18 protein-coding genes are annotated in these 20,308 nt (G+C 72.2%); 9 read left to right on the top strand and 9 right to left on the bottom strand.

Annotated elements, in window-relative coordinates; genetic code table 11:
- Window positions 1-2: 2 nt before the first annotated feature.
- From ACIP64_RS12205 to ACIP64_RS12190, 4 genes are all read right to left on the bottom strand, one after another.
- On the bottom strand, window positions 3-332 hold the full coding sequence (locus tag ACIP64_RS12205) for a bifunctional 3-phenylpropionate/cinnamic acid dioxygenase ferredoxin subunit (RefSeq protein ID WP_401584501.1): 330 nt from the start codon (window positions 330-332) through the stop codon (window positions 3-5).
- Window positions 329-1,504, bottom strand: coding sequence for a Fe-S cluster assembly protein SufD (sufD, locus tag ACIP64_RS12200; RefSeq protein ID WP_360912240.1), 1,176 nt, complete (start codon window positions 1,502-1,504; stop codon window positions 329-331). The genes ACIP64_RS12205 and sufD overlap by 4 nt, the downstream gene beginning before the upstream one ends.
- Before the next feature lie 196 nt (window positions 1,505-1,700).
- Window positions 1,701-3,122: a Fe-S cluster assembly protein SufB gene (gene sufB / locus ACIP64_RS12195; protein WP_319661204.1), complete on the bottom strand. Its 1,422-nt coding sequence runs from the start codon at window positions 3,120-3,122 to the stop codon at window positions 1,701-1,703.
- Entirely contained in the window at window positions 3,119-3,850 is a 732-nt protein-coding gene (locus ACIP64_RS12190) for a metalloregulator ArsR/SmtB family transcription factor (RefSeq protein WP_360912235.1), read from the bottom strand. The genes sufB and ACIP64_RS12190 overlap by 4 nt, the downstream gene beginning before the upstream one ends.
- Before the next feature lie 271 nt (window positions 3,851-4,121).
- Here ACIP64_RS12190 and ACIP64_RS12185 point away from each other — a divergent pair, with 271 nt between their 5' ends.
- Genes ACIP64_RS12185 through ACIP64_RS12175 form a run of 3 tightly spaced genes read left to right on the top strand, consistent with a single transcriptional unit; the run spans window position 4,122 to window position 6,362 of the window.
- Window positions 4,122-5,048 carry an ABC transporter ATP-binding protein gene (locus ACIP64_RS12185; RefSeq protein ID WP_401584497.1) on the top strand — a complete coding sequence of 309 codons (927 nt, stop codon included), beginning with the start codon at window positions 4,122-4,124 and terminating at the stop codon, window positions 5,046-5,048.
- A gap of 50 nt (window positions 5,049-5,098) precedes the next feature.
- On the top strand, window positions 5,099-5,815 hold the full coding sequence (locus ACIP64_RS12180; RefSeq protein ID WP_401584759.1) for an ABC transporter permease: 717 nt from the start codon (window positions 5,099-5,101) through the stop codon (window positions 5,813-5,815).
- Between the two features lie 37 nt (window positions 5,816-5,852).
- Window positions 5,853-6,362, top strand: a complete 510-nt coding sequence (locus ACIP64_RS12175; protein WP_401584495.1) for a DinB family protein — start codon at window positions 5,853-5,855, stop codon at window positions 6,360-6,362.
- Between the two features lies 1 nt (window position 6,363).
- Here ACIP64_RS12175 and ACIP64_RS12170 read toward each other — a convergent pair whose 3' ends face one another.
- Window positions 6,364-7,644, bottom strand: a complete 1,281-nt coding sequence (locus tag ACIP64_RS12170) for a glycosyl hydrolase family 28-related protein (RefSeq protein WP_401584492.1) — start codon at window positions 7,642-7,644, stop codon at window positions 6,364-6,366.
- Window positions 7,645-7,705: 61 nt separating this feature from the next.
- Here ACIP64_RS12170 and ACIP64_RS12165 point away from each other — a divergent pair, with 61 nt between their 5' ends.
- A complete protein-coding gene (locus ACIP64_RS12165; RefSeq protein WP_401584489.1) occupies window positions 7,706-8,719 on the top strand; it encodes a heme A synthase in 1,014 nt (337 codons plus the stop codon).
- A gap of 631 nt (window positions 8,720-9,350) precedes the next feature.
- Here the strand turns inward: ACIP64_RS12165 and ACIP64_RS12160 are convergent.
- From ACIP64_RS12160 to ACIP64_RS12145, 4 genes are read right to left on the bottom strand one after another with little or no spacing between them, the layout of a single operon-like run.
- Complete coding sequence (locus ACIP64_RS12160) at window positions 9,351-10,463, bottom strand: amidohydrolase family protein (protein ID WP_401584756.1); 1,113 nt, start codon at window positions 10,461-10,463, stop codon at window positions 9,351-9,353.
- The gene (locus ACIP64_RS12155; RefSeq protein ID WP_401584487.1) at window positions 10,460-11,890 is read right to left on the bottom strand and encodes a glutamine synthetase family protein; all 1,431 of its coding nucleotides are present in this window, start codon (window positions 11,888-11,890) and stop codon (window positions 10,460-10,462) included. The genes ACIP64_RS12160 and ACIP64_RS12155 overlap by 4 nt, the downstream gene beginning before the upstream one ends.
- Window positions 11,891-11,913: 23 nt before the next feature.
- A complete protein-coding gene (locus ACIP64_RS12150; RefSeq protein ID WP_401584484.1) occupies window positions 11,914-12,273 on the bottom strand; it encodes a hypothetical protein in 360 nt (119 codons plus the stop codon).
- A gap of 24 nt (window positions 12,274-12,297) precedes the next feature.
- Entirely contained in the window at window positions 12,298-13,242 is a 945-nt protein-coding gene (locus ACIP64_RS12145) for a heme o synthase (RefSeq protein ID WP_401584481.1), read from the bottom strand.
- 378 nt (window positions 13,243-13,620) lie between these two features.
- Here ACIP64_RS12145 and tkt point away from each other — a divergent pair, with 378 nt between their 5' ends.
- The 5 genes from tkt to pgl are packed head-to-tail and all read left to right on the top strand — an operon-like array spanning window position 13,621 to window position 20,242.
- A complete protein-coding gene (gene tkt / locus ACIP64_RS12140; protein ID WP_401584478.1) occupies window positions 13,621-15,723 on the top strand; it encodes a transketolase in 2,103 nt (700 codons plus the stop codon).
- A 40-nt stretch (window positions 15,724-15,763) separates the two neighbouring features.
- A complete protein-coding gene (tal, locus tag ACIP64_RS12135) occupies window positions 15,764-16,882 on the top strand; it encodes a transaldolase (RefSeq protein WP_401584476.1) in 1,119 nt (372 codons plus the stop codon).
- Window positions 16,883-16,887: 5 nt separating this feature from the next.
- Window positions 16,888-18,411, top strand: a complete 1,524-nt coding sequence (gene zwf / locus ACIP64_RS12130; RefSeq protein WP_360912212.1) for a glucose-6-phosphate dehydrogenase — start codon at window positions 16,888-16,890, stop codon at window positions 18,409-18,411.
- On the top strand, window positions 18,408-19,463 hold the full coding sequence (gene opcA, locus ACIP64_RS12125) for a glucose-6-phosphate dehydrogenase assembly protein OpcA (protein ID WP_401584474.1): 1,056 nt from the start codon (window positions 18,408-18,410) through the stop codon (window positions 19,461-19,463). The genes zwf and opcA overlap by 4 nt, the downstream gene beginning before the upstream one ends.
- A complete protein-coding gene (gene pgl / locus ACIP64_RS12120; protein WP_360912208.1) occupies window positions 19,460-20,242 on the top strand; it encodes a 6-phosphogluconolactonase in 783 nt (260 codons plus the stop codon). Before opcA ends, pgl begins: the two co-directional genes overlap by 4 nt.
- Window positions 20,243-20,308 lie beyond the last annotated feature (66 nt).

The following is a 20,308-nucleotide window of genomic DNA, read 5'->3' as shown; positions in this document are numbered from 1 at the left end:
CCTCAGGACTCCTGGGTGACGGAGACGAGCACATCGTCCCCTTGGATCTGTACGGGGTATACGGGGACGGGCCGCGTCGCGGGCAGCCCGGACGGCTTGCCGGTGCGCAGGTCGAAGGACGAGCCGTGCAGCCAGCACTCGATCTGGCAGTCCTCCACCTCGCCCTCGGACAGCGAGACGTTCGCGTGCGAGCAGATGTCGTTGATCGCGAACACCTCGCCCCCGGTGCGCACGACCGACACCGGGACGCCGTCGAGCTCGACACGCCTGGGCGTGTCCTCCTCCAGCTCGCTCAGCGCGCAGACGCGGACGAAGCCTCCAGCGGTGGTCATACGACGGACGCCTCCAGCTCCGCGTCGATCTTCTCCAGCAGGCGCTCCTCCAGGTCCGCCACACCGATCTGCTGGATCAGCCCGGCGAAGAAGCCGCGCACGACCAGCCGGCGGGCCTCGTCGGCCGGAATGCCGCGCGCCATCAGGTAGAACAGCTGCTCGTCCTCGAAGCGGCCGGTCGCCGACGCGTGGCCGGCGCCGACGATCTCGCCGGTCTCGATCTCCAGGTTCGGCACCGAGTCGACCCGGGCGCCGTCGGTGAGCACCAGGTTGCGGTTGAGCTCGTAGGTGTCGGTGCCCTCGGCCTCGGCGCGGATGAGCACGTCGCCGATCCACACCGCGTGCGCGTCCTGGCCCTGCAGCGCGCCCTTGTACGCCACGTTGGAGCGGCAGTGCGGGGTGTCGTGGTCGATGAAGAGGCGGTGCTCCTGGTGCTGGCCCTGGTCGGTGAAGTACACGCCGTACAGCTCCGCCTCGCCGCCCGGTGCCCCGTAGACCACCCGCGGGTGCAGCCGCACCAGGTCGCCGCCGAAGGTGACCACGACGGACTTGAACGTCGCGTCGCGGCCGATCAGCGCCGTGTGCTGAGCGGCGTGCACGGCGGTGTCGTCCCAGTCCTGGACGGAGACGACGGTGAGCTTGGCGCCGTCGCCGATCAGGTACTCGACGTTGGCGGCGACGGTGGCGTCACCGGTGTGGTCGATGACCACGACCGCCTCGGCGAAGGCGCCGACCTCGACGACCTGGTGGCCGAAGGCCACACCGCCCTCGCCGTGCACCGCGATCCGCACCGGCTCGGTGAGCACCGCGTCCTTGGGGATGGAGACGACGCCGGCCTTCTCGAAGGAGCTGTACGCCTGCGCGGCGACCCGGTCCACCGGCTTGCCCGCCTTGCCGACCCGGGCGTCCTCCCGGCCGACGGTCTCCACGGTGACGCCCGCGGGGGCGCTCACCTCGACCCTGACACCGCCGCCGGTCGCGACGGCCGTGCCGTCGTGCAGACCGCGCAGCCGCTCCAGCGGGGTGAACCGCCATTCCTCCTCGCGGCCGTTGGGCACGGGGAAGTCGGCCACGTCGTAGGACGCGGGCGCGCTGACCCGGGCGTCCCGGGGCTGGCCGACCTGGATGGCCCCATCGGTGGTGGCACCGGCGGCCGGGATGGTTTCAGCCATGGCTGTAGTACTGCCTCTTTCTGCCTTATTGTGTTCGCTCGCCTCCGGGCGCTTCGTCCCGGTGCCGACGCTCCTCGACACTGCGCTCCCTCGTTCCTCGGTCGCTTGGTCTCGTCGCTTTCGGCACCGGCGCGCCCTTTGGCTCGCTCACGGGCCCTGCATGGGCAACGACTCGTGGTGGACGGAGCGGACGGCGTCAGCCGACCGAGCCCTCCATCTGCAGCTCGATGAGCCGGTTGAGCTCCAGCGCGTACTCCATCGGCAGCTCGCGCGCGATCGGCTCCACGAAACCGCGGACGATCGTCGCCATCGCCTCGTTCTCCTCCAGACCGCGGCTCATCAGGTAGAAGAGCTGGTCCTCGCTGACCTTGGAGACCGTCGCCTCGTGGCCCATGGACACGTCGTCCTCGCGGACGTCCACGTAGGGGTAGGTGTCCGAGCGGGAGATGGTGTCCACCAGCAGCGCGTCGCACAGCACGTTGGACTTGGAGCCGTGGGCACCCTCGCCGATCTCGATCAGACCGCGGTACGAGGTGCGGCCGCCGCCGCGCGCCACGGACTTGGAGACGATCGACGACGAGGTGTTCGGCGCCATGTGCACCATCTTGGCGCCGGCGTCCTGGTGCTGGCCCTCGCCCGCGAAGGCGATGGACAGCGTCTCGCCCTTGGCGTGCTCGCCCATCAGGTAGACGGCCGGGTACTTCATGGTCACCTTGGAGCCGATGTTGCCGTCGACCCACTCCATGGTCGCGCCCTCGTACGCCACGGCACGCTTGGTGACCAGGTTGTAGACGTTGTTCGACCAGTTCTGGATGGTCGTGTAGCGGCAGCGGCCGCCCTTCTTCACGATGATCTCGACGACGGCGCTGTGCAGCGAGTCCGACTTGTAGATCGGGGCGGTGCAGCCCTCGACGTAGTGGACGTAGGCGTCCTCGTCGACGATGATCAGCGTCCGCTCGAACTGGCCCATGTTCTCGGTGTTGATCCGGAAGTAGGCCTGGAGCGGGATCTCGACGTGCACGCCCTTCGGCACGTAGATGAAGGAACCGCCGGACCACACGGCCGTGTTCAGCGAGGCGAACTTGTTGTCGCCCGCGGGGATGACCGTGCCGAAGTACTCCTGGAAGAGCTCCGGGTGCTCCTTGAGCGCGGTGTCGGTGTCCAGGAAGATGACGCCCTGCTCCTCCAGGTCCTCGCGGATCTGGTGGTAGACGACCTCCGACTCGTACTGCGCGGCGACACCGGCGACCAGGCGCTGCTTCTCCGCCTCGGGGATGCCGAGCCGGTCGTAGGTGTTCTTGATGTCCTCGGGCAGGTCCTCCCAGGACTCCGCCTGCTTCTCGGTGGACCGCACGAAGTACTTGATGTTGTCGAAGTCGATGTCGGAGAGGTCCGAACCCCAGGTGGGCATCGGCTTCTTCCCGAAGAGCTTCAGGCCCTTCAGCCGCAGCTTGAGCATCCACTCGGGCTCGTTCTTCTTCGCCGAGATGTCGCGTACGACCTCTTCGCTCAGCCCGCGGCGGGCCGCGGCACCGGCGACGTCGGAATCGGCCCAGCCGTACTCGTAGGTGCCCAGACCCTCGAGTTCAGGGTGAGCCGTCTCCAGGGGGGCAGTCATGCGGGGTTCCTCCCGGCGTTGCTTGCGTTGTGGGATTGCGGGCCGGGCTTCGGCACGAAGGTCGTGCACACACCGTCGCCGTGGGCGATGGTTGCCAGCCGTTGTACATGGGTTCCGAGCAGGCGGGAGAAGACCTCGGCCTCCGCCTCGCACAGCTGCGGGAACTGCTCGGCGATGTGGGCCACCGGGCAGTGGTGCTGACAGAGCTGCTCACCGGCGGAGGCGGGCGCGCCGCGCGTCGTGGCAGCGTACCCGTCCTGGCTCAGGGCCCTGGCGAGTGCCTGCGTGCGCTCCTCGGGGTCGGCCGCCTCGACGACCGCACGGTAGCGTTCGGCCTGCGCGGCGACCCGGGCACGGGCGAAGGCCGACACCGCGGCCTCTCCCTGCGGCCCGCCGCCGGCGGACTCGGCGATCCAGCGCATCGCGTCCGCGGCGAGCTGGTCGTACGCCTGGTCGAAGGTGTCGCGTCCGCAGTCGGTGAGCGCGAAGACCTTCGCGGGACGGCCCCGGCCGCGGTTGCCGTAGACCCGCTTCTCGCGCGGCTCCACCATGCCCTCGGCGACCAGCGCGTCCAGATGGCGCCGCACGGCGGCCTGCGTCAGGCCCAGCCGTTCCGCCACGTCCGCAGCGGTCGACGGCCCGTGGAGCAGGACGGACCTGGCGACCCGGTTGCGGGTGCTCCGCTCCCCGGTCGTCTGCTCCTCCTGAGCCTCGGACGCGTTTTTCACAAGCCCAGTGTTGCGTAATTCATCCGCGAGAGGCAAGCGGCGTCCCACCGGCGAACGGTGTGCTCGATCACTTAGGGAAACCTAACCTGACCTGCGGGAACGATCTTCCTGGCCGCGCCCGGAAGACCCGCGCACACGCCTCCCACCAGGGCAGCGAGCACCCCAGGTCACCCGAAGGAGGACGCGCGGGGCCACCCCGCGCCGGCCTCACCCCGCACCCGCGGCGGCCCTCCCGCCGGAGCGCCCCGCCGGGGTTCGTAGACTGCGCGTCATGCACATGGACCCCGCGGTCGAGGTGACCGGACTGGTCAAGCGGTACGGCGCGAAGACCGCGGTGGACGGGCTCGACCTGTCCGTCGCCCGGGGCACCGTGACGGCCGTGCTCGGCCCGAACGGCGCCGGGAAGACCACCGCGGTCGAGACCTGCGAGGGATACCGCCGTCCGGACGGCGGCAGCGTGCGCGTGCTGGGCCTGGACCCGGTACGGGAGGCCGCCGCGCTGCGCCCGCGGATCGGGGTGATGCTCCAGTCCGGCGGCGTGTACGCGGGCGCCCACGCCGAGGAGATGCTGCGGCACACGGCGAAACTGCACGCGAACCCCGTCGACCCGGCGCTGCTCATCGAGCGCCTGGGCCTGGGGTCCTGCGGCCGCACCGCGTACCGCCGGCTCTCCGGCGGCCAGCAGCAGCGCCTCGCGCTCGCCATGGCGGTCGTCGGCCGCCCCGAGCTGGTCTTCCTCGACGAGCCCACCGCCGGGCTGGACCCGCAGGCCCGCCACGTGACGTGGGACCTGGTCGGGGAACTGCGCGCCGACGGCGTCACCGTCGTCCTGACCACGCACTTCATGGACGAGGCCGAGCAGCTCGCCGACGACGTGGCGATCATCGACCAGGGCCGCGTGATAGCGAGCGGCACCCCCGAGCAGCTGTGCCGCGGCGGCGCCGAGAACACGCTCCGCTTCAACGGCCGCCCCGGCCTGGACCTCGCCTCGCTCCTCAAGGCGCTGCCCGCCGACTCGGCCGCCGCCGAGCTCACCCCCGGCAGCTACCGCATCGAGGGCAAGGTCGACCCGCAGATGCTGGCCACCGTCACCTCCTGGTGCGCCCAGCACGGCGTCATGCCCGACCGGCTCGCGGTCGAGCGGCGCACCCTGGAGGACGTCTTCCTGGAGCTGACCGGCAAGGAGCTGCGTTCGTGACCGCCACCGGGACCTTCACCCCCGCCCCCGGCTCCGCGCCGCTGGGCCGCATGATCGGCGCGCAGACCGTCCTGGAGACGCGGATGCTGCTGCGCAACGGCGAGCAGCTGCTGCTGACCGTCGTCATCCCCACCCTGCTGCTGGTCCTGTTCTCCACGGTGGACGTGGTCGACACCGGCGCCGGCAAGGCCGTCGACTTCCTGGCCCCCGGCATCCTGGCCCTGGCGGTGATGTCGACCGCCTTCACGGGGCAGGCGATCGCGACCGGCTTCGAGCGCCGCTACGGCGTCCTGAAGCGGCTCGCCTCCTCCCCGCTGCCGCGCTGGGCGCTGATGACCGCCAAGACCGGGTCCGTCCTGGTCACCGAGGTGCTGCAGGTCGTGCTGCTGACGGCCATCGCCTTCGCGCTGGGCTGGTCACCGCACGGCGACCCGTTCTCCGTGCTGCTGCTCCTGGTCCTGGGCACCGCCGCGTTCTCCGGGCTCGGCCTGCTCATGGCCGGCACCCTCAAGGCGGAGGCCACGCTGGCCGCCGCCAACCTGGTCTTCCTGCTGCTGCTGGTCTGCGGCGGGGTCGTCGTGCCGCTCGACCGGTTCCCCGACGGCGTCCGCTCCGTGCTCGAACTCCTGCCGGTCTCCGCCCTGTCGGACGGCCTGCGGGACGTCCTCCAGCACGGCGCGGGCGTGCCCTGGGGCGACCTCGGCATCCTGGCCGTGTGGGCGGTGCTGGGCCTGGGCGCGGCGGCCCGCTGGTTCCGCTGGGAGTAGGATCCGGCGCCGATCGTCCAGAACGGGGGACCTGTCCATGACCATTGACCACCGCGTCGGACCGCCGAGCACCGGCAGCGAACGCGAGACGCTCCGGGCGTTCCTGGACTACCACCGGGCGACGCTCGCGATGAAGTGCGAGGGCCTCACCGACGAGGAGCTGCGGCAGCGGTCGATGCCGCCGTCGACGCTGTCGCTGCTCGGCCTGGTCCGGCACATGGCGGAAGTGGAACGGGCCTGGTTCCGGCGGGTCTTCGAGGACCACGACGCCCCCATGGTGTGGTCCGACCGGATCGACTTCCAGGCGGCGTACGACGCGAGCGCCTCCACCCGGTCCGAGGCCTTCGGAGCGTGGGAGGCCGAGGTGGAGGCCTCGCGCCGCATCGAGCGCGAGGCGGCGTCCCTGGATCTGACGGGCCATCAGCCCCGCTGGGGCGAGGACGTGTCACTGCGCATGGTGATGGTGCACGTCCTGCTGGAGTACGGCCGCCACAACGGGCACGCCGACTTCCTCCGCGAGGGCGTCGACGGCACCGTGGGCGCTTGAGTCAGGCGGGTGCGACGCAGTCCACGAAGCGCGCGAAGCCGCCGTCCCGGCCCTCGTCGAGGGCCAGGAAGCCGCCGTCCGGGCCGTGGCTCGCCAGCAGGCACATGTCGTAGCGCACGCACACCGGCGGCGGCGCCGAGGCATCGGTGCGGAAGCGGTGCGCCCCGGTGAGCTGGCAGGAGTCGTACCGCACCAGGGGTCCGCGCGGGCCGAGCGTGTAGCGGTGGGCGCGCAGACCGGGGGCGAAGGACTTGAAGGCGTTGGCGGTGTCGTCGCAGTCGTTGAAGTGGACGGTGCCGCCGGACCACGCGCAGTCGATGACGACGGTGTCCGGGCCGCGCAGCTCGAAGCGGATGTCCTCGGCGTGGAAGCGCTGGACCGAGCTGAAGTGCTGCGCCCGGGGGAAGCGGAAGAAGGCGCTCTCGAATCCGTACTCGGGGTGCGCGACCGGGCGGCGGCCGGTGACGACATAGCTCCCGGCCCGGCAGGTGACGGAGCCGCCGTAGGGGAACTCCAGGAAGTTGCCCCACTCGTAGGTGACGTTCATGTCGGTGAACCAGTAGTTGAGGAACTGGTCCTGCTGTTCCGGGCGGGCCGAGCGCTTCGACAGGCCGGAGTAGAGGAACGCCTTGCGGTAGGCGCCGCCGACACGGCACGCCTCCCAGCGCATCTCGGAATTGGTGTTGGTGCCGTCGAGGGCGATCCCGTACTCCCACTCCCCCATCCACTCGCAGTCCGAGAAGCGGTAGTTGGCCGCGCCACCGGTCGAGTAGGAGGAGAAGAACGAGGCACCCGGCGTGCCCGAGGTGAAGCGCAGGCCCTCGAAGGCGATGTTCTGCCACATGTCGTCGTTGACGCACAGGAAGGCGCCGTCGGCCTTCTCCGGCGCGAAGACGATCTCGCTGATGCGCAGCCCCGCACCCCGGAAGCGCAGGCCGTTCGCCCGGTCGCGGGGGTTGTCGCCGGCGAGCAGCGCACCGGGTTCGGTGACCAGGTACCTGCCGGGCGGGACGTCGATCACGGTACGGCCCGTGTGGTCGTCCACGCGGGACTCCGCCCAGCGGTAGGCGGCGGCGAAGGCCCGGCTGTCGTCGGTGGTGCCGTCGCCCTTCGCGCCGAAGTCGGCGACGACGTCGACCACACCGGGATGGGCCGCGCGCCTCGGCTGCCGCACGGCTTCGGCGGAGGGCGTACCGGCCGCCGTGTACGCGGCCGCGCCGACGCCCGTCAACGCCGCGGCGGTGCCGCCGTAGATCAGTTTCCGCCGGTCGACCCCGCTCATGGCCCGATCCCCTCCCCCTGGCCGTCCCCCTCGTGAAGGATTGCACAAGGGGGCGCCTACGATGGTGGCCGTGCCGAATCTCAGCCAAGCAGGACAAGCCCTGCGGAACCCGCTGGCCTTCATCGCCCAGCGCTGGACCCCGTCCCCCGCGACGGTCCGGCGGGCCGCCATGGCGGCGCTCGTGATGAGCGTGGTCATCGTGGTGACCGGGGGCGCCGTCCGGCTGACCAGCTCGGGGCTCGGCTGCCCGACCTGGCCCAAGTGCACGGACGACAGCCTCACCGCGACCAGTGCCATGGGCGTGCACGGGGCGATCGAGTTCACCAACCGGATGCTGACGTACGTGCTGTGCGCGGCCGTCGGCTGGGCCATCGTCGCGGCGCGTGCCGCACAGCCGTGGCGGCGCGGGCTGACCCGGCTGGGCTGGGCGCAGTTCTGGGTCGTCATGGGCAACGCGGTGCTGGGCGGCATCACGGTGCTGACCGGGCTCAACCCGTACACCGTCGCCTCGCACTTCCTGCTCTCCAGCGCGCTCATCGCGGTGGCACTGCTGACCTGGCAGCGCGCCGGCGAGGGCGACGCGAACCCCCGCCCGCTGGTCGGCAAGCCCGTGCGGCAGCTCACCTGGCTGCTGGTCGCCGCCTCCGCCGTGCTCATCGCGGTCGGCACGCTGGTGACGGGGGCCGGCCCGCACGCCGGCGACAGCAGCGACGTGCCCCGCGTCCAGGTGAAGTGGGAGACCATCGCCCAGCTCCACGCCGACCTGGCGTGGGTCGTGTGCGGGCTCACCGTCGCCCTGTGGTTCGTGCTCCGCGCCGTCGACGCCCCCGCGGGGCCGCGGGCGCGGGTCCGCGACCTGGTCCTCGTCCTGCTGGCGCAGGGCGTCATCGGCTACGTCCAGTACTTCACCAAGCTCCCCGAGGCCCTGGTCGCCGCGCACATGCTGGGCTCCACCCTGGTGTGGATCGCCGTCCTGCGCGTCCTGCTCTCGCTGCGCGAACGCCCCCTCACCGAGCCCGGCACGGTTCCGGCCCCCGCGGCCCTCCCCACCCCGGAACCGGCCCCGGCCGCCTGAGGGCCGCTCCGCGTCATGCCCGGCGCCGTCCACTCCCCGGCCGGTTGACGGCGCCGCCCCGCGCAATGCCTGGGCACCCAACACGCGCAGCCCGCCGAAGGCCACCGGCCGCGGGAGCTGCCGCTGCGCGAACACCCCGCCGCGTGAGCACCCGCACACCGAACCCGGCACCGTTCCGCCCCGCGCCGCCGAATCCACCCCGGCGCACGGGCCTCAGCCGAACACAGCAGCCTGCCGAAGGTCCCCGCCCCAAGAAGGCCCGCTGCGCCGGCAACCGCTCACCGAACGCGGCACCGTCGCCACCCCGGAACGCGCCCCGGGGAGTCCGCATGGAACAGCGGCTCGCCGAAGGGCGCCGGCTCAAGGAGCCGTCGCTCCGCGAGGAACCGCTCACCGTGCCCGGCGCCGTCCGTGCCCCGAAGCGAGCGTTGTCCGCGGCGATGGGCACGGCCGCACGACACACGCCGGCGGGCGGACAGTGCGGGGCACCCGCGGGCGCCCGTCGGCAACAACAGCTTGCCGGAAGGCAACCGACAGCCCCGCCGGGCCCGTCCGCGGCGCAGGCCGCTTGGACCCTCGGGCGCGGTACTCCCCCGCCACCGACCGGCACACGCCCCGGCGCGAAGCCGCGTCAGGGCAGCCGATACACGCGGCGGGCGTTGTCCGCCGCGATGAGCGCGGCCACGCGCCGCGCGTCCGCGGGCGAGCACGCGTCGTCGGCGATCCAGCCGCCCAGCACCTCGCGCACCGCGCCGCGGAACGCCTCGGCGCCCACGACGTAGAGCTCGGGGAGGCCGTAGGCGTCCGTCGAGAAGAGGAGCTTGCCGAAGGGCGCCAGCTCCAGGAACTCCGCGAGCACCGCGCCCGCCCGCGGGCCGACGTGGGTGAGGGCGAGGCCCACGTCGGCGTGGACGTGCGGGAAGACATTCGCGAGGTAGGCGGCCTGGCGGTGGTACGGGTAGCAGTGCAGCAGCACCAGGTCCGTGCCGAGGCCCGCGGTCACGCGGGCGAAGTCCGTGAGGAGCGCCGGGTCGGCGTGGTCGAGGCGCAGGTCGGGGTCGCCGAAGCCGGTGTGCAGTTGCAGGGGCAGGCCGGTGGCGACGGCCGTCCACAGCAGGTGCCGCAGCAGGACGGGGTCGGTGAGGCGGCTGCCGAGTCCGTGCCGCGCGCCGAGCCAGGCCGTGGCCGCGCGTGCCACGTCGGCGGTGTCCGGGGGTTCGGGCGCGAGGGCGAGGCCGTGCCGGTAGGCGGCGATCGACTTGAAGCCGAGGGCGGTCCGCGCCGCCTCGTGGACGGCCTCCGCGACAGCGGAGACATAGGTCTCCCCGCCGGCGCTCGCGTCGGCCACGTGCTCCGCGAGCCGTTCGAGCCGGACGATCTCGTGGGCGTTGGCGCCGCCGCCGGCCGCGGCCAGTTCCTCGGGCGTCAGCAGGTCGCCGGGCAGCCCGGTGTCCACGAGGTACGTCCCGATACCGGTGCCCCGCAGCAGCAGCCGCGCGGTCTCGTACGCGCCGAGTTCCCGGCGGCGGGCCAGGTAGCGGGCGGGCGGGCAGTGCGGCTCCAGCCCGAGCAGCGGCGGGCACCAGCGGCGTACGGCGAAGCCGGTCTGGGTGTCGAAGAAGGTGGTGCCGGGGGCGGCGGGGGCGTCCGACTCCGTGAGATACGTCTCGAAGGAGGCGATGCCGAGGTCGCCGCGGACGATGCCGTGGCAGTGCTGGTCGACCAGCGGCGGCAGCTCGATCACCAGCGCCACCGGGTGGCCTCGGCCAGTTCGTCGGGCCCGAGTTCGGCCAGTGCCTCGGACTCGGCCCGCCGTACGGCCACAATCGCGCCGCACAGTTCCTCGCCGAGCGCCTCGCGCAGCGCCTCGTTGCGGAGGAAGTGCGCGACGGCCTCGCTCAGGGAGGTCGGCAGCCGCTTCTGGTCGCCGCGCGCGGCCGGGTCGCCCGTCACCGGTTCGGGCAGCGGGGGCCCGCCGTCGAGCACGCCGCGCAGGCCCGCCGCGATGACTGCGCCCACGAGCAGATAGGGGTTGGCGGCGGCGTCGAACGGCTTGAGTTCGGCGTGCCCGCCGTCGGGGTCGTCGGGCTCGCCGGGTACGAGGCGCAGCGCGGCCTCGCGGTTCTCCACGCCCCAGCAGCGGTGCACCCCGGCCCACTGCGAGGGGACCAGGCGCAGATAGCTCGCCGGGGAGGGCGCGCCGATGGCGCACAGCGCGGGCAGGGCGTCCAGGACGGCGCCGAGGAAGGTGTCCGCGGTCGCGGCGAGACCGTACCGGCCGGTGGGGTCGCGGTGCAGGTTGTGCCCGTGCTCACGCAGGCTCAGGTGCAGGTGGCAGCCGTTGCCGACCTTGCCGGCGACGACGGTCGGCGCGAAGGAGGCGCGCAGTCCGTGGGCCGCGCTGACGGCCCGTACGGTCTCGCGGACCAGGACGAGGTCGTCGGCCGCCCGGACGGGGTCGGCGGGCGCGGTGGAGACCTCGAACTGCCCGGGCGCGTACTCGGGGTGGATCTGGAGGACCTCCACGCGCTGCGCGTCGAGGGCGTCGTGGAGGGCGAGCAGGTACGCGGACTGCTCGGTGACCCGGGTCAGTCCGTACGCGGGACCGCGGCCCGCGAAGTCACCCGTCCGTGGACCCCTCTTGCCGTCCGCAGGGATGTGGTGGTCGTCACGGACGACGGTCCACTCGGTCTCGAAGCCCATCCGCAGTTCCAGCCCGTGCCCGGCGGCACGGCCGGCCATGCGCCGGGCGAACTGCCGCTGGCAGGCGGGGTGCGGGCGTCCCTGCTGGTCGTAGCGGTCGGCCGGGGCCCAGGCCCAGCCGGGTTGCGCGGCCAGCACGGTGAGCCGGTCGAGGTCGGGGAAGAGCCGCAGGTCGCCGTCGGGGCCCCCGATGTGCTCGGAGGTGGTGACGAAGTCGTCGGAGGTGAAGACGTCGAAGACCGGTGACATGCCGATCCCGCGGTGCGCCGCCTGCGCGAGCCGGGTGGTGGGCACGGTCTTGGCCCGGCTGATGCCCGCGTTGTCGACCCAGCTCACCACGACGGCCCGCACGCCGTCGGCGGTGAGCCGCGCCGCGTCCTGCCGGGCCGTCAGCCGCCGTTCGTCCCGTTCTGCCGCGTCCACCGCACACGCCTCCTCGTACTGCCCGCCGTTCCGGATCCGTTCCATGGTCCTAACGGGCGGGCCGGGCGTCAGGTGTTGGCGGGGCCGCCGATCTGGATGCCGGCCATGCGCCGCCACTCGTAGCGGCCGGTGCGCACCTTGGCGGCGAGGTCGCCGTCGAAGGACTCGTGCAGCGTGATGCCGGAGAGCTCCACGGCACGCCGCGCGATGTCGAAGGTGGGGGCGACGAGATCGCCCCAGCCGCCGTCCTCGCCCACCAGCACGATCCGGGTGCCGGCCTCGCCGATGTACGCGAGCTGGCCCTCGGCACCGCCGTGGCCGGTGGCGAACCGCTCGATCTGCCGGGCCAGCCGGGCGGCCCGGCGCTCGGCGCGGGCCTGCGCCCTCGGGTCGGCGACGGAGGTGTCTGCTGCCTGGGTGTCTGCCATGACAGGAATGCTACCCGCCGGTAATCAGCGGAGGAAGGGATCCACGGCGACGGCCACGAACAGCAGCGTCGCGTAGGTGATGGACCAGTGGAACAGCCGCATCTCCTTGAGCTTGGCCCCGGCCACGCCCGCCTTGGCCCGCCCGTACAGGGCGTGCGCCTCGACGAGCCAGAAGGCCCCGAGCAGCACGGCGGCCGCCCCGTAGAACCAGCTCGCGGCGCCCAGCGGCCACCACAGGGTGAGGGACACCAGCACCATCGCCCAGCTGTAGAGGACGATCTGCCGGCCGACCACCACATTGCCCGCGACCACCGGCAGCATGGGGACGCCCACACGCGCGTAGTCGTCCTTGACCTTCATCGACAGCGGCCAGTAGTGCGGCGGCGTCCAGAAGAAGAGGACGAGGAAGAGGACGAAGGGCGCCCACGCCAGTTCGTCGCGCACCGCGGACCAGCCGATGAGCACCTGCATGCAGCCGGCGATGCCGCCCCACACGATGTTCTGCGCGGTACGGCGCTTCAGGCCCAGGGTGTAGACGAAGACGTAGTAGAGGATGGCCGCCACCGACAGCACGGCCGACAGCGGGTTGACCAGCACCCAGAACCACGCGGTCGACACCACCGACAGGGCGATGCCGAAGACCAGGCACTCCCAGGGCGCGACCATGCCGGTGACCAGCGGGCGCTGCTCCGTTCGGTGCATGAGCGCGTCGATGTCGCGGTCGATGTACATGTTCAGCGCGTTGGCGCCACCGGCGGACATGTAGCCGCCGATCATCGTCGCCGCGACGAGCCACAGATCGGGTACGCCACCGGCCGCGAGGAACATGACCGGAACCGTCGTGATGAGCAGCAGCTCGATGATGCGCGGCTTGGTCAGCGCCACGAACGCCATCACGCGGGCCCCGAACGGCCGGTGACCGTTGATCGACCCGATGGCTCCGGCGGGCCGGGATTCGACGGCCGTCACGAACACCCCTGAGGAAAAGTCCAGCAAGCGGCTCCGCTTGCGCGTACCACGCCACTCTAGACGTAGCGGATACTCCGACCGCGCCGGGGGTGCCACGTGTTGACGCCGGAGCGTCTCCCCGGCGCAAGGGCCGGGCCACCTGGCCGTGCCCGGCGTTCAACGGGGGTTCAGCGGGCTGCGGCAGGCTGCGGAACGCTTCAACAGGCGAAGTGACGCCGGGCGGGGCACGCTGGTGACAGCGCCGGTACCGGGTGGGAATGCGCCTGCCCGTGCGTCGGTTGCCCGTGGCGACGAGCCCACCGCGCCGACATTCGAAAAGGCGCACACCCTTGCGGGGGTAGGCTCGGCAACGCCCGGTGTGCACTTCGTCACCGGCGTATGACATGTGGAGAGGAGCCCTCTCAGGTGAGCACCGAGGCGACCACCGAGCTGGAGTGGAGCGAGCTGGACGGGCGTGCGGTCGACACCGCGCGTGTCCTGGCAATGGATGCCGTGCAGAAGGTCGGCAACGGCCATCCGGGGACGGCGATGAGCCTGGCCCCCGCGGCCTACCTGCTGTTCCAGAAGCTGATGCGGCACGACCCCGCGGACGCCTCGTGGGTGGGCCGGGACCGCTTCGTCCTCTCGCCCGGCCACACGTCCCTGACGCTGTACACGCAGCTGTTCCTGTCCGGGTACGGACTGGAACTTGACGACCTGAAGGCCTTCCGCACCTGGGACTCGCGCACCCCCGGCCACCCGGAGCACGGCCACACCACCGGCGTGGAGACCACCACCGGCCCGCTCGGCCAGGGTGTCGGCAACGCGGTGGGCATGGCGATGGCCGCCCGTTACGAGCGCGGCCTGTTCGACCCGGACGCGGCGCCCGGCGAGTCGGTGTTCGACCACACGATCTGGGCCATCGTCTCCGACGGCGACCTGGAGGAGGGCATCTCCGCGGAGGCCTCCTCGCTGGCCGGCCACCAGAAGCTCGGCAACCTGGTCGCGCTGTACGACGACAACCACATCTCCATCGAGGGCGACACCGCGACCGCCTTCTCCGAGGACGTCCTCAAGCGCTACGAGGCCTACGGCTGGCACGTGCAGCGCATCGAGCAGCAGCCCTCCGGCGACTTCGACGTCCAGGAGCTGCACGCGGCGCTCAAGGCGGCGCAGGCCGTCACCGACCGCCCGTCGATCATCGCCGCCCGCACGATCATCGCCTGGCCGGCCCCGAACGCGCAGAACACCGAGGCCGCCCACGGCTCGGCGCTCGGCGAGGCCGAGGTCGCCGCGACCAAGAAGGTGCTCGGCTTCGACCCGGAGCAGCACTTCGAGGTGGCGCCCGAGGTCCTGGCGCACGCCCGCAAGGTCGGCGACCGCGGCCGCGAGGCGCACGCGGAGTGGACCAAGCGCTTCGAGGAGTGGCGCGCGGCCAACCCCGAGCGGGCCGCGACCCTCGACCGCATCCAGGCGGGCGAGCTGCCGGCCGGCTGGGAAGAGGCCATCCCGGAGTTCCCCGCGGGCAAGGCCGTCGCGACCCGCAAGGCCTCCGGTGAGGTGCTCAAGGCGCTCGGCTCCGTCCTGCCCGAGCTGTGGGGCGGCTCCGCCGACCTGGCCGGCTCGAACAACACGACCATCGACGCCTCGTCGTCCTTCCTCCCGGCGGACAACCCGCTGCCGGAGGCGAACCCGTACGGCCGCACGGTGCACTACGGCATCCGCGAGCACGCCATGGGCTCGACGATGAACGGCATCGCGCTGCACGGCAACACCCGTATCTACGGCGGCACCTTCCTGGTCTTCTCCGACTACATGCGCCCGGCCGTGCGTCTGGCCGCGCTCATGAAGCTGCCGACCACCTACGTGTGGACGCACGACTCCATCGGTCTCGGCGAGGACGGCCCGACCCACCAGCCGGTCGAGCACCTGTCCGCGCTGCGCGCCATCCCGGGCCTGAACGTGGTCCGGCCGGCCGACGCCAACGAGACCGCGATCGTCTGGGCGGAGATCACGCGCCGCCACACGGCCAAGCCCGCCCCGCACGGCCTGGCGCTCACCCGGCAGAACGTGCCGACGTACCCGGCCGACGTGAACGCGGCGAAGGGCGGCTACGTACTCCTGGACGCCGAGGGCGGCCGGCCGCAGGTCATCCTGATCGCCACCGGCTCCGAGGTGCAGCTGGCCGTCGAGGCCCGCGAGCAGCTCCAGAGCGAAGGGATCCAGGCGCGCGTCGTGTCCATGCCGTCCGTGGAGTGGTTCGAGGAGCAGGACCAGGCCTACCGCGACAGCGTCCTCCTGCCGGACGTCAAGGCGCGGGTCGCCGTCGAGGCGGGCATCGCCCTGACCTGGTACCGCTTCGTCGGGGACGCGGGCCGGATTGTGTCCCTGGAGCACTTCGGGGCAAGCGCCGATTACAAGGTCCTCTACCGCGAGTTCGGCCTGACCTCCGAGGCGGTCGCCGCCGCCGCGCGCGACTCGATCGCCGCCGCGACCCGCTGACGCACAGACGCATACGACGTATCGAGGAGATGCAAGACTCATGACAGACGCACTCAGGCGCCTCTCCGACGAGGGCGTGGCGATCTGGCTCGACGACCTGTCCCGCAAGCGGATCACCTCCGGCAACCTGGCCGAGCTCCTGGACCAGAGCCACGTGGTGGGCGTGACCACCAATCCGTCCATCTTCCAGAAGGCGATCGCCGGCGGTGACGGCTACGAGCCGCAGGTGACCGACCTCGCCGCCCGCCGGCTGACGGTGGACGAGGCCCTGCGCATGATCACCACCGCCGACGTCCGGGACGCCGCCGATGTGCTGCGCCCGGTGTACGACGCGACGGGCGGCCAGGACGGCCGCGTGTCGATCGAGGTCGACCCGCGGCTGGCCCACAACACCGCGGCAACCATCGCCGAGGCGAAGCAGCTCGCCTGGCTGGTGGACCGCCCCAACACCCTGATCAAGATCCCGGCGACCAAGGCGGGCCTGCCGGCCATCGCCGAGGTGATCGGCAAGGGCATCAGCGTCAACGTCACGCTGATCTTCTCGCTGGAGCGCTACCGCGAGGTCATGGACGCCTACCTGACCGGTCTGGAGAAGGCGAAGGCCGCGGGCCTGGACCTGTCCCTGATCCGTTCCGTGGCGTCCTTCTTCGTGTCCCGCGTGGACACCGAGATCGACAAGCGCCTGGAGAAGATCGGCACCGACGAGGCCAAGGCCCTCAAGGGCAAGGCCGCCATCGCCAACGCCCGCCTGGCGTACGAGGCCTACGAGGAGGTCTTCTCCTCCGACCGCTGGACCGCCCTGGAGCACGACGGCGCGCACAAGCAGCGCCCGCTGTGGGCCTCCACCGGCGTGAAGGACCCGGCCTACCCGGACACCATGTACGTGACCGAGCTGGTCGCGCCCGGCATCGTCAACACCATGCCGGAGGCCACGCTGGACGCCGTCGCCGACCACGGCGAGATCACCGGCGACACCATCCGCGGCACGTACGCGCAGGCCAAGGCCGAGCTCGAGGCGATCGGCGCGCTCGGCATCTCGTACGACGACGTCGTCCAGCTGCTGGAGGACGAGGGCGTCGAGAAGTTCGAGACGTCCTGGAACGAGCTGCTGGACTCGACCAAGGCGGAGCTCGAGCGCCTGGCGCCGAAGGAGGCGTAACCACGTTGAGCAGCGCCAACCCGCTGCGTGACCCGGTGGACCGGCGGCTCCCGCGTATCGCGGGGCCGTCGGGCCTGGTGATCTTCGGGGTCACGGGCGATTTGTCACGCAAAAAGCTGATGCCCGCCATCTACGACCTCGCCAACCGCGGGCTGCTGCCGCCGGGCTTCTCGCTCGTCGGCTTCGCCCGCCGCGACTGGGCGGACGAGGACTTCGCCCAGGTCGTGCACGACGCCGTCAAGGAGCACGCGCGCACCCCCTTCCGCGAGGAGGTGTGGCAGCAGCTCGCCGAAGGCATGCGCTTCGTGCCCGGCGACTTCGGCGACGACGAGGCGTTCGAGAAGCTCCGCGCCACCGTGGAGGAGCTGGACAAGGCCCGGGGCACGGGCGGCAACTTCGCCTTCTACCTCTCCGTGCCGCCCAAGTTCTTCCCGAGCGTGGTGCAGCAGCTCAAGAAGCACCGGCTGTCCGAGCCCCCCGAGGGCTCGTGGCGGCGGGCGGTCATCGAGAAGCCCTTCGGGCACGACCTGGCCAGCGCGCAGGAGCTCAACCGCGTCGTCCACCAGGTCTTCCGCTCCCAGGACGTCTTCCGCATCGACCACTACCTGGGCAAGGAGACGGTCCAGAACATCCTGGCGCTGCGCTTCGCCAACACGATGTTCGAGCCGCTGTGGAACCGCAGTTACGTCGACCACGTGCAGATCACCATGGCCGAGGACATCGGCATCGGCGGTCGCGCGGGCTACTACGACGGCATCGGCGCCGCACGCGACGTCATCCAGAACCACCTGCTCCAGCTGATGGCGCTGACCGCCATGGAGGAGCCCGCCTCCTTCGAGGCGAGCTCGCTCGTGCAGGAGAAGCTCAAGGTCCTGCAGGCGGTCAAGCTCCCCGCCGACCTCGGCAAGCACACGGTGCGCGGCCAGTACGCGCACGGGTGGCAGGGCGGCGAGGAGGTGCTCGGCTACCTGGAGGAGGAGGGCATCGACCCCAAGTCCAAGACCGACACCTACGCCGCCATCAAGCTGGAGATCGACAACCGCCGCTGGGCGGGCGTCCCCTTCTACCTGCGCACCGGCAAGCGGCTCGGCCGCCGGGTGACGGAGATCGCGGTGGTCTTCCAGCGCGCCCCGCACTCGCCGTTCGACAACACCGCGACCGAGGAGCTGGGGCAGAACGCCCTGGTCATCCGTGTGCAGCCGGACGAGGGCATCACCATCCGGTTCGGCTCGAAGGTGCCGGGCACCTCGATGGAGATCCGGGACGTGACGATGGACTTCGCCTACGGCGAGTCCTTCACCGAGTCCAGCCCGGAGGCGTACGAGCGGCTCATCCTCGATGTGCTGCTCGGCGACGCGAACCTCTTCCCCCGCACCCAGGAGGTCGAGCAGTCCTGGCACATCCTCGACCCGATCGAGGAGTACTGGGACCGGCACGGCAAGCCCGAGCAGTACACGGCGGGCACCTGGGGTCCCCACGCGGCGGACGAGATGCTCGCACGAGACGGCAGGAGCTGGCGCCGGCCATGAACATCGACCTCACGGAGACCACCTCCAGCAAGATCAACTCCGCGCTCGTCAAGGCGCGGCGGGCGACCGGCAGTCCGGCCGTCGGCATGGTGCTGACCCTGGTCATAGTGACGGACGAGGGCAACCACTACGACGCGCTCAAGTCCGCCTCCGACGCCTCGCGCGAGCACCCCTCGCGCATCCTGGTGGTCATCAAGCGGCCCGGCCGCTCCCTGCGCGAGCGCAAGAGCGCCCGCCTGGACGCCGAGGTGCGGGTCGGCGGCGAGACCGGCATCGGCGAGACCGTGCTGCTGCGGCTGCACGGCGAACTCGCCGACCACGCCGAGAGCGTCGTCCTGCCGCTGCTGCTGCCCGACGCGCCGGTCGTGGTCTGGTGGCCGGACGAGGCTCCGGCGAACCCCGCGGCGGACCCGCTGGGCGCGCTCGCCCAGCGCCGGATCACCGACGCGGCACAGACCGAGGACCCGGTGGCGTCCCTCGGGCTGCGGGCCGAGACCTACACCCCCGGCGACACGGACCTGGCCTGGACCCGCATCACCCCGTGGCGCAGCGTGCTCGCCGCGGCGCTGGACCAGAAGCAGGCCGCGGTCAAGGGCGCCGTCGTCGAGGGCGAGGCCGACAACCCGAGCACGGAACTGCTCGGGCTGTGGCTCGCGCGGCGGCTGGGCGTCCCGGTCCGCCGCAAGGTGTCCGAGGGCCCCGGGATCACCGCGGTGCGGCTGGCGACCTCCGAGGGCGAGGTCTGCCTGGACCGGCCCAGCGGCTCGCTGGCCGAACTGGCCATCCCCGGCCAGCCCGACCGGCACGTCGCACTCCAGCGCCGGGCCACCTCGGACCTGATCGCCGAGGAACTGCGCCGGCTCGACCCGGACGAGGCCTACGCGGCCGCGGTCAAGTTCGGCGTGGACCGGCTGGCCGAGGACGAGGAGACGGTGACCCCCGACGAGGCGGAGCAGCGCATCGCCGAGGCGGACGCAGCGGCCGGCAAGGGCGGCGACGCCGGGGCCGGGTCCGGCGAGGCCACCGCGGGCAAGAAGGCGGCGGCCAAGTGAGCGCACCCCAGGTCGTGGTCCACCGGGACAAGGAGCTGATGGCGCAGGCCGTAGCGGCCCGGCTGATCACGCGGGTCGTCGACGCCCAGGCCGCCCGGGGCACCGCCTCGGTCGTCCTGACCGGCGGCCGCAACGGCAACGCCCTGCTCGCGGCACTGGCCGGCTCCCCGGCCCGGGACGCCGTCGACTGGGCGCGGCTGGACCTGTGGTGGGGCGACGAACGGTTCCTGCCCGAGGGCGACCCGGACCGCAACGACACCCAGGCCCGGGAGGCCCTGCTCGACGCCGTCCCGGTCGACCCGGCGCGGGTGCACACCATGCCCGTGTCGGACGGCCCGTACGGCAACGACGCGGACGCGGCGGCCGAGGCGTACGCCGAGGAGCTCGCGCGGGCCGCGGGCCCGGAGGACCACGCCCGGGTGCCGTCCTTCGACGTCCTGATGCTGGGCGTCGGACCGGACACCCATGTGGCCTCGCTCTTCCCCGGGCACCCGGGGGTCCGCGAGACCGAGCGCACCGTCGTCGGCGTCCACGGCTCGCCGAAGCCGCCGCCGACGCGCGTCTCGCTCACCCTCCCCGCGATCCGCGCCGCCCGCGAGGTGTGGCTGCTGGCCGCCGGGGAGGACAAGGCCGGTGCCGTCGCCGTCGCCCTGTCGGGGTCCGGCGAGATCCAGGCCCCGGCCGCGGGCGCCCGCGGCCGGTCGCGCACGCTGTGGCTGCTGGACCGCACCGCGGCGGCGAAGCTGCCTCCGCAGCTCTACCCGCCGGCGTCGCTGTAGGCGTCGCCGTACGGTCCGGAACACGAACGCCGGGCGGGTCCCTCCCCGAGGGTCCCGCCCGGCGTT

The organism is Streptomyces sp. NPDC088733 (assembly GCF_044751185.1).
GTDB lineage: Bacteria > Actinomycetota > Actinomycetes > Streptomycetales > Streptomycetaceae > Actinacidiphila.
The sequence above is the reverse complement of the archived record's forward strand: the minus strand, read 5'-3'. Positions and strand labels throughout refer to the sequence as shown.

Coding starts and splice junctions, on each gene's coding strand:
- ACIP64_RS12205 (WP_401584501.1), bottom strand. CDS start 332: ATGACCACCGCTGGAGGCTTCGTCCGCGTCTGCGCGCTGAGCGAGCTG.
- sufD (WP_360912240.1), bottom strand. CDS start 1,504: ATGGCTGAAACCATCCCGGCCGCCGGTGCCACCACCGATGGGGCCATC.
- sufB (WP_319661204.1), bottom strand. CDS start 3,122: ATGACTGCCCCCCTGGAGACGGCTCACCCTGAACTCGAGGGTCTGGGC.
- ACIP64_RS12185 (WP_401584497.1), top strand. CDS start 4,122: ATGCACATGGACCCCGCGGTCGAGGTGACCGGACTGGTCAAGCGGTAC.
- ACIP64_RS12180 (WP_401584759.1), top strand. CDS start 5,099: ATGATCGGCGCGCAGACCGTCCTGGAGACGCGGATGCTGCTGCGCAAC.
- ACIP64_RS12175 (WP_401584495.1), top strand. CDS start 5,853: ATGACCATTGACCACCGCGTCGGACCGCCGAGCACCGGCAGCGAACGC.
- ACIP64_RS12170 (WP_401584492.1), bottom strand. CDS start 7,644: ATGAGCGGGGTCGACCGGCGGAAACTGATCTACGGCGGCACCGCCGCG.
- ACIP64_RS12165 (WP_401584489.1), top strand. CDS start 7,706: ATGGTGGCCGTGCCGAATCTCAGCCAAGCAGGACAAGCCCTGCGGAAC.
- ACIP64_RS12155 (WP_401584487.1), bottom strand. CDS start 11,890: ATGGAACGGATCCGGAACGGCGGGCAGTACGAGGAGGCGTGTGCGGTG.
- ACIP64_RS12150 (WP_401584484.1), bottom strand. CDS start 12,273: ATGGCAGACACCCAGGCAGCAGACACCTCCGTCGCCGACCCGAGGGCG.
- tkt (WP_401584478.1), top strand. CDS start 13,621: ATGACATGTGGAGAGGAGCCCTCTCAGGTGAGCACCGAGGCGACCACC.
- tal (WP_401584476.1), top strand. CDS start 15,764: ATGACAGACGCACTCAGGCGCCTCTCCGACGAGGGCGTGGCGATCTGG.
- opcA (WP_401584474.1), top strand. CDS start 18,408: ATGAACATCGACCTCACGGAGACCACCTCCAGCAAGATCAACTCCGCG.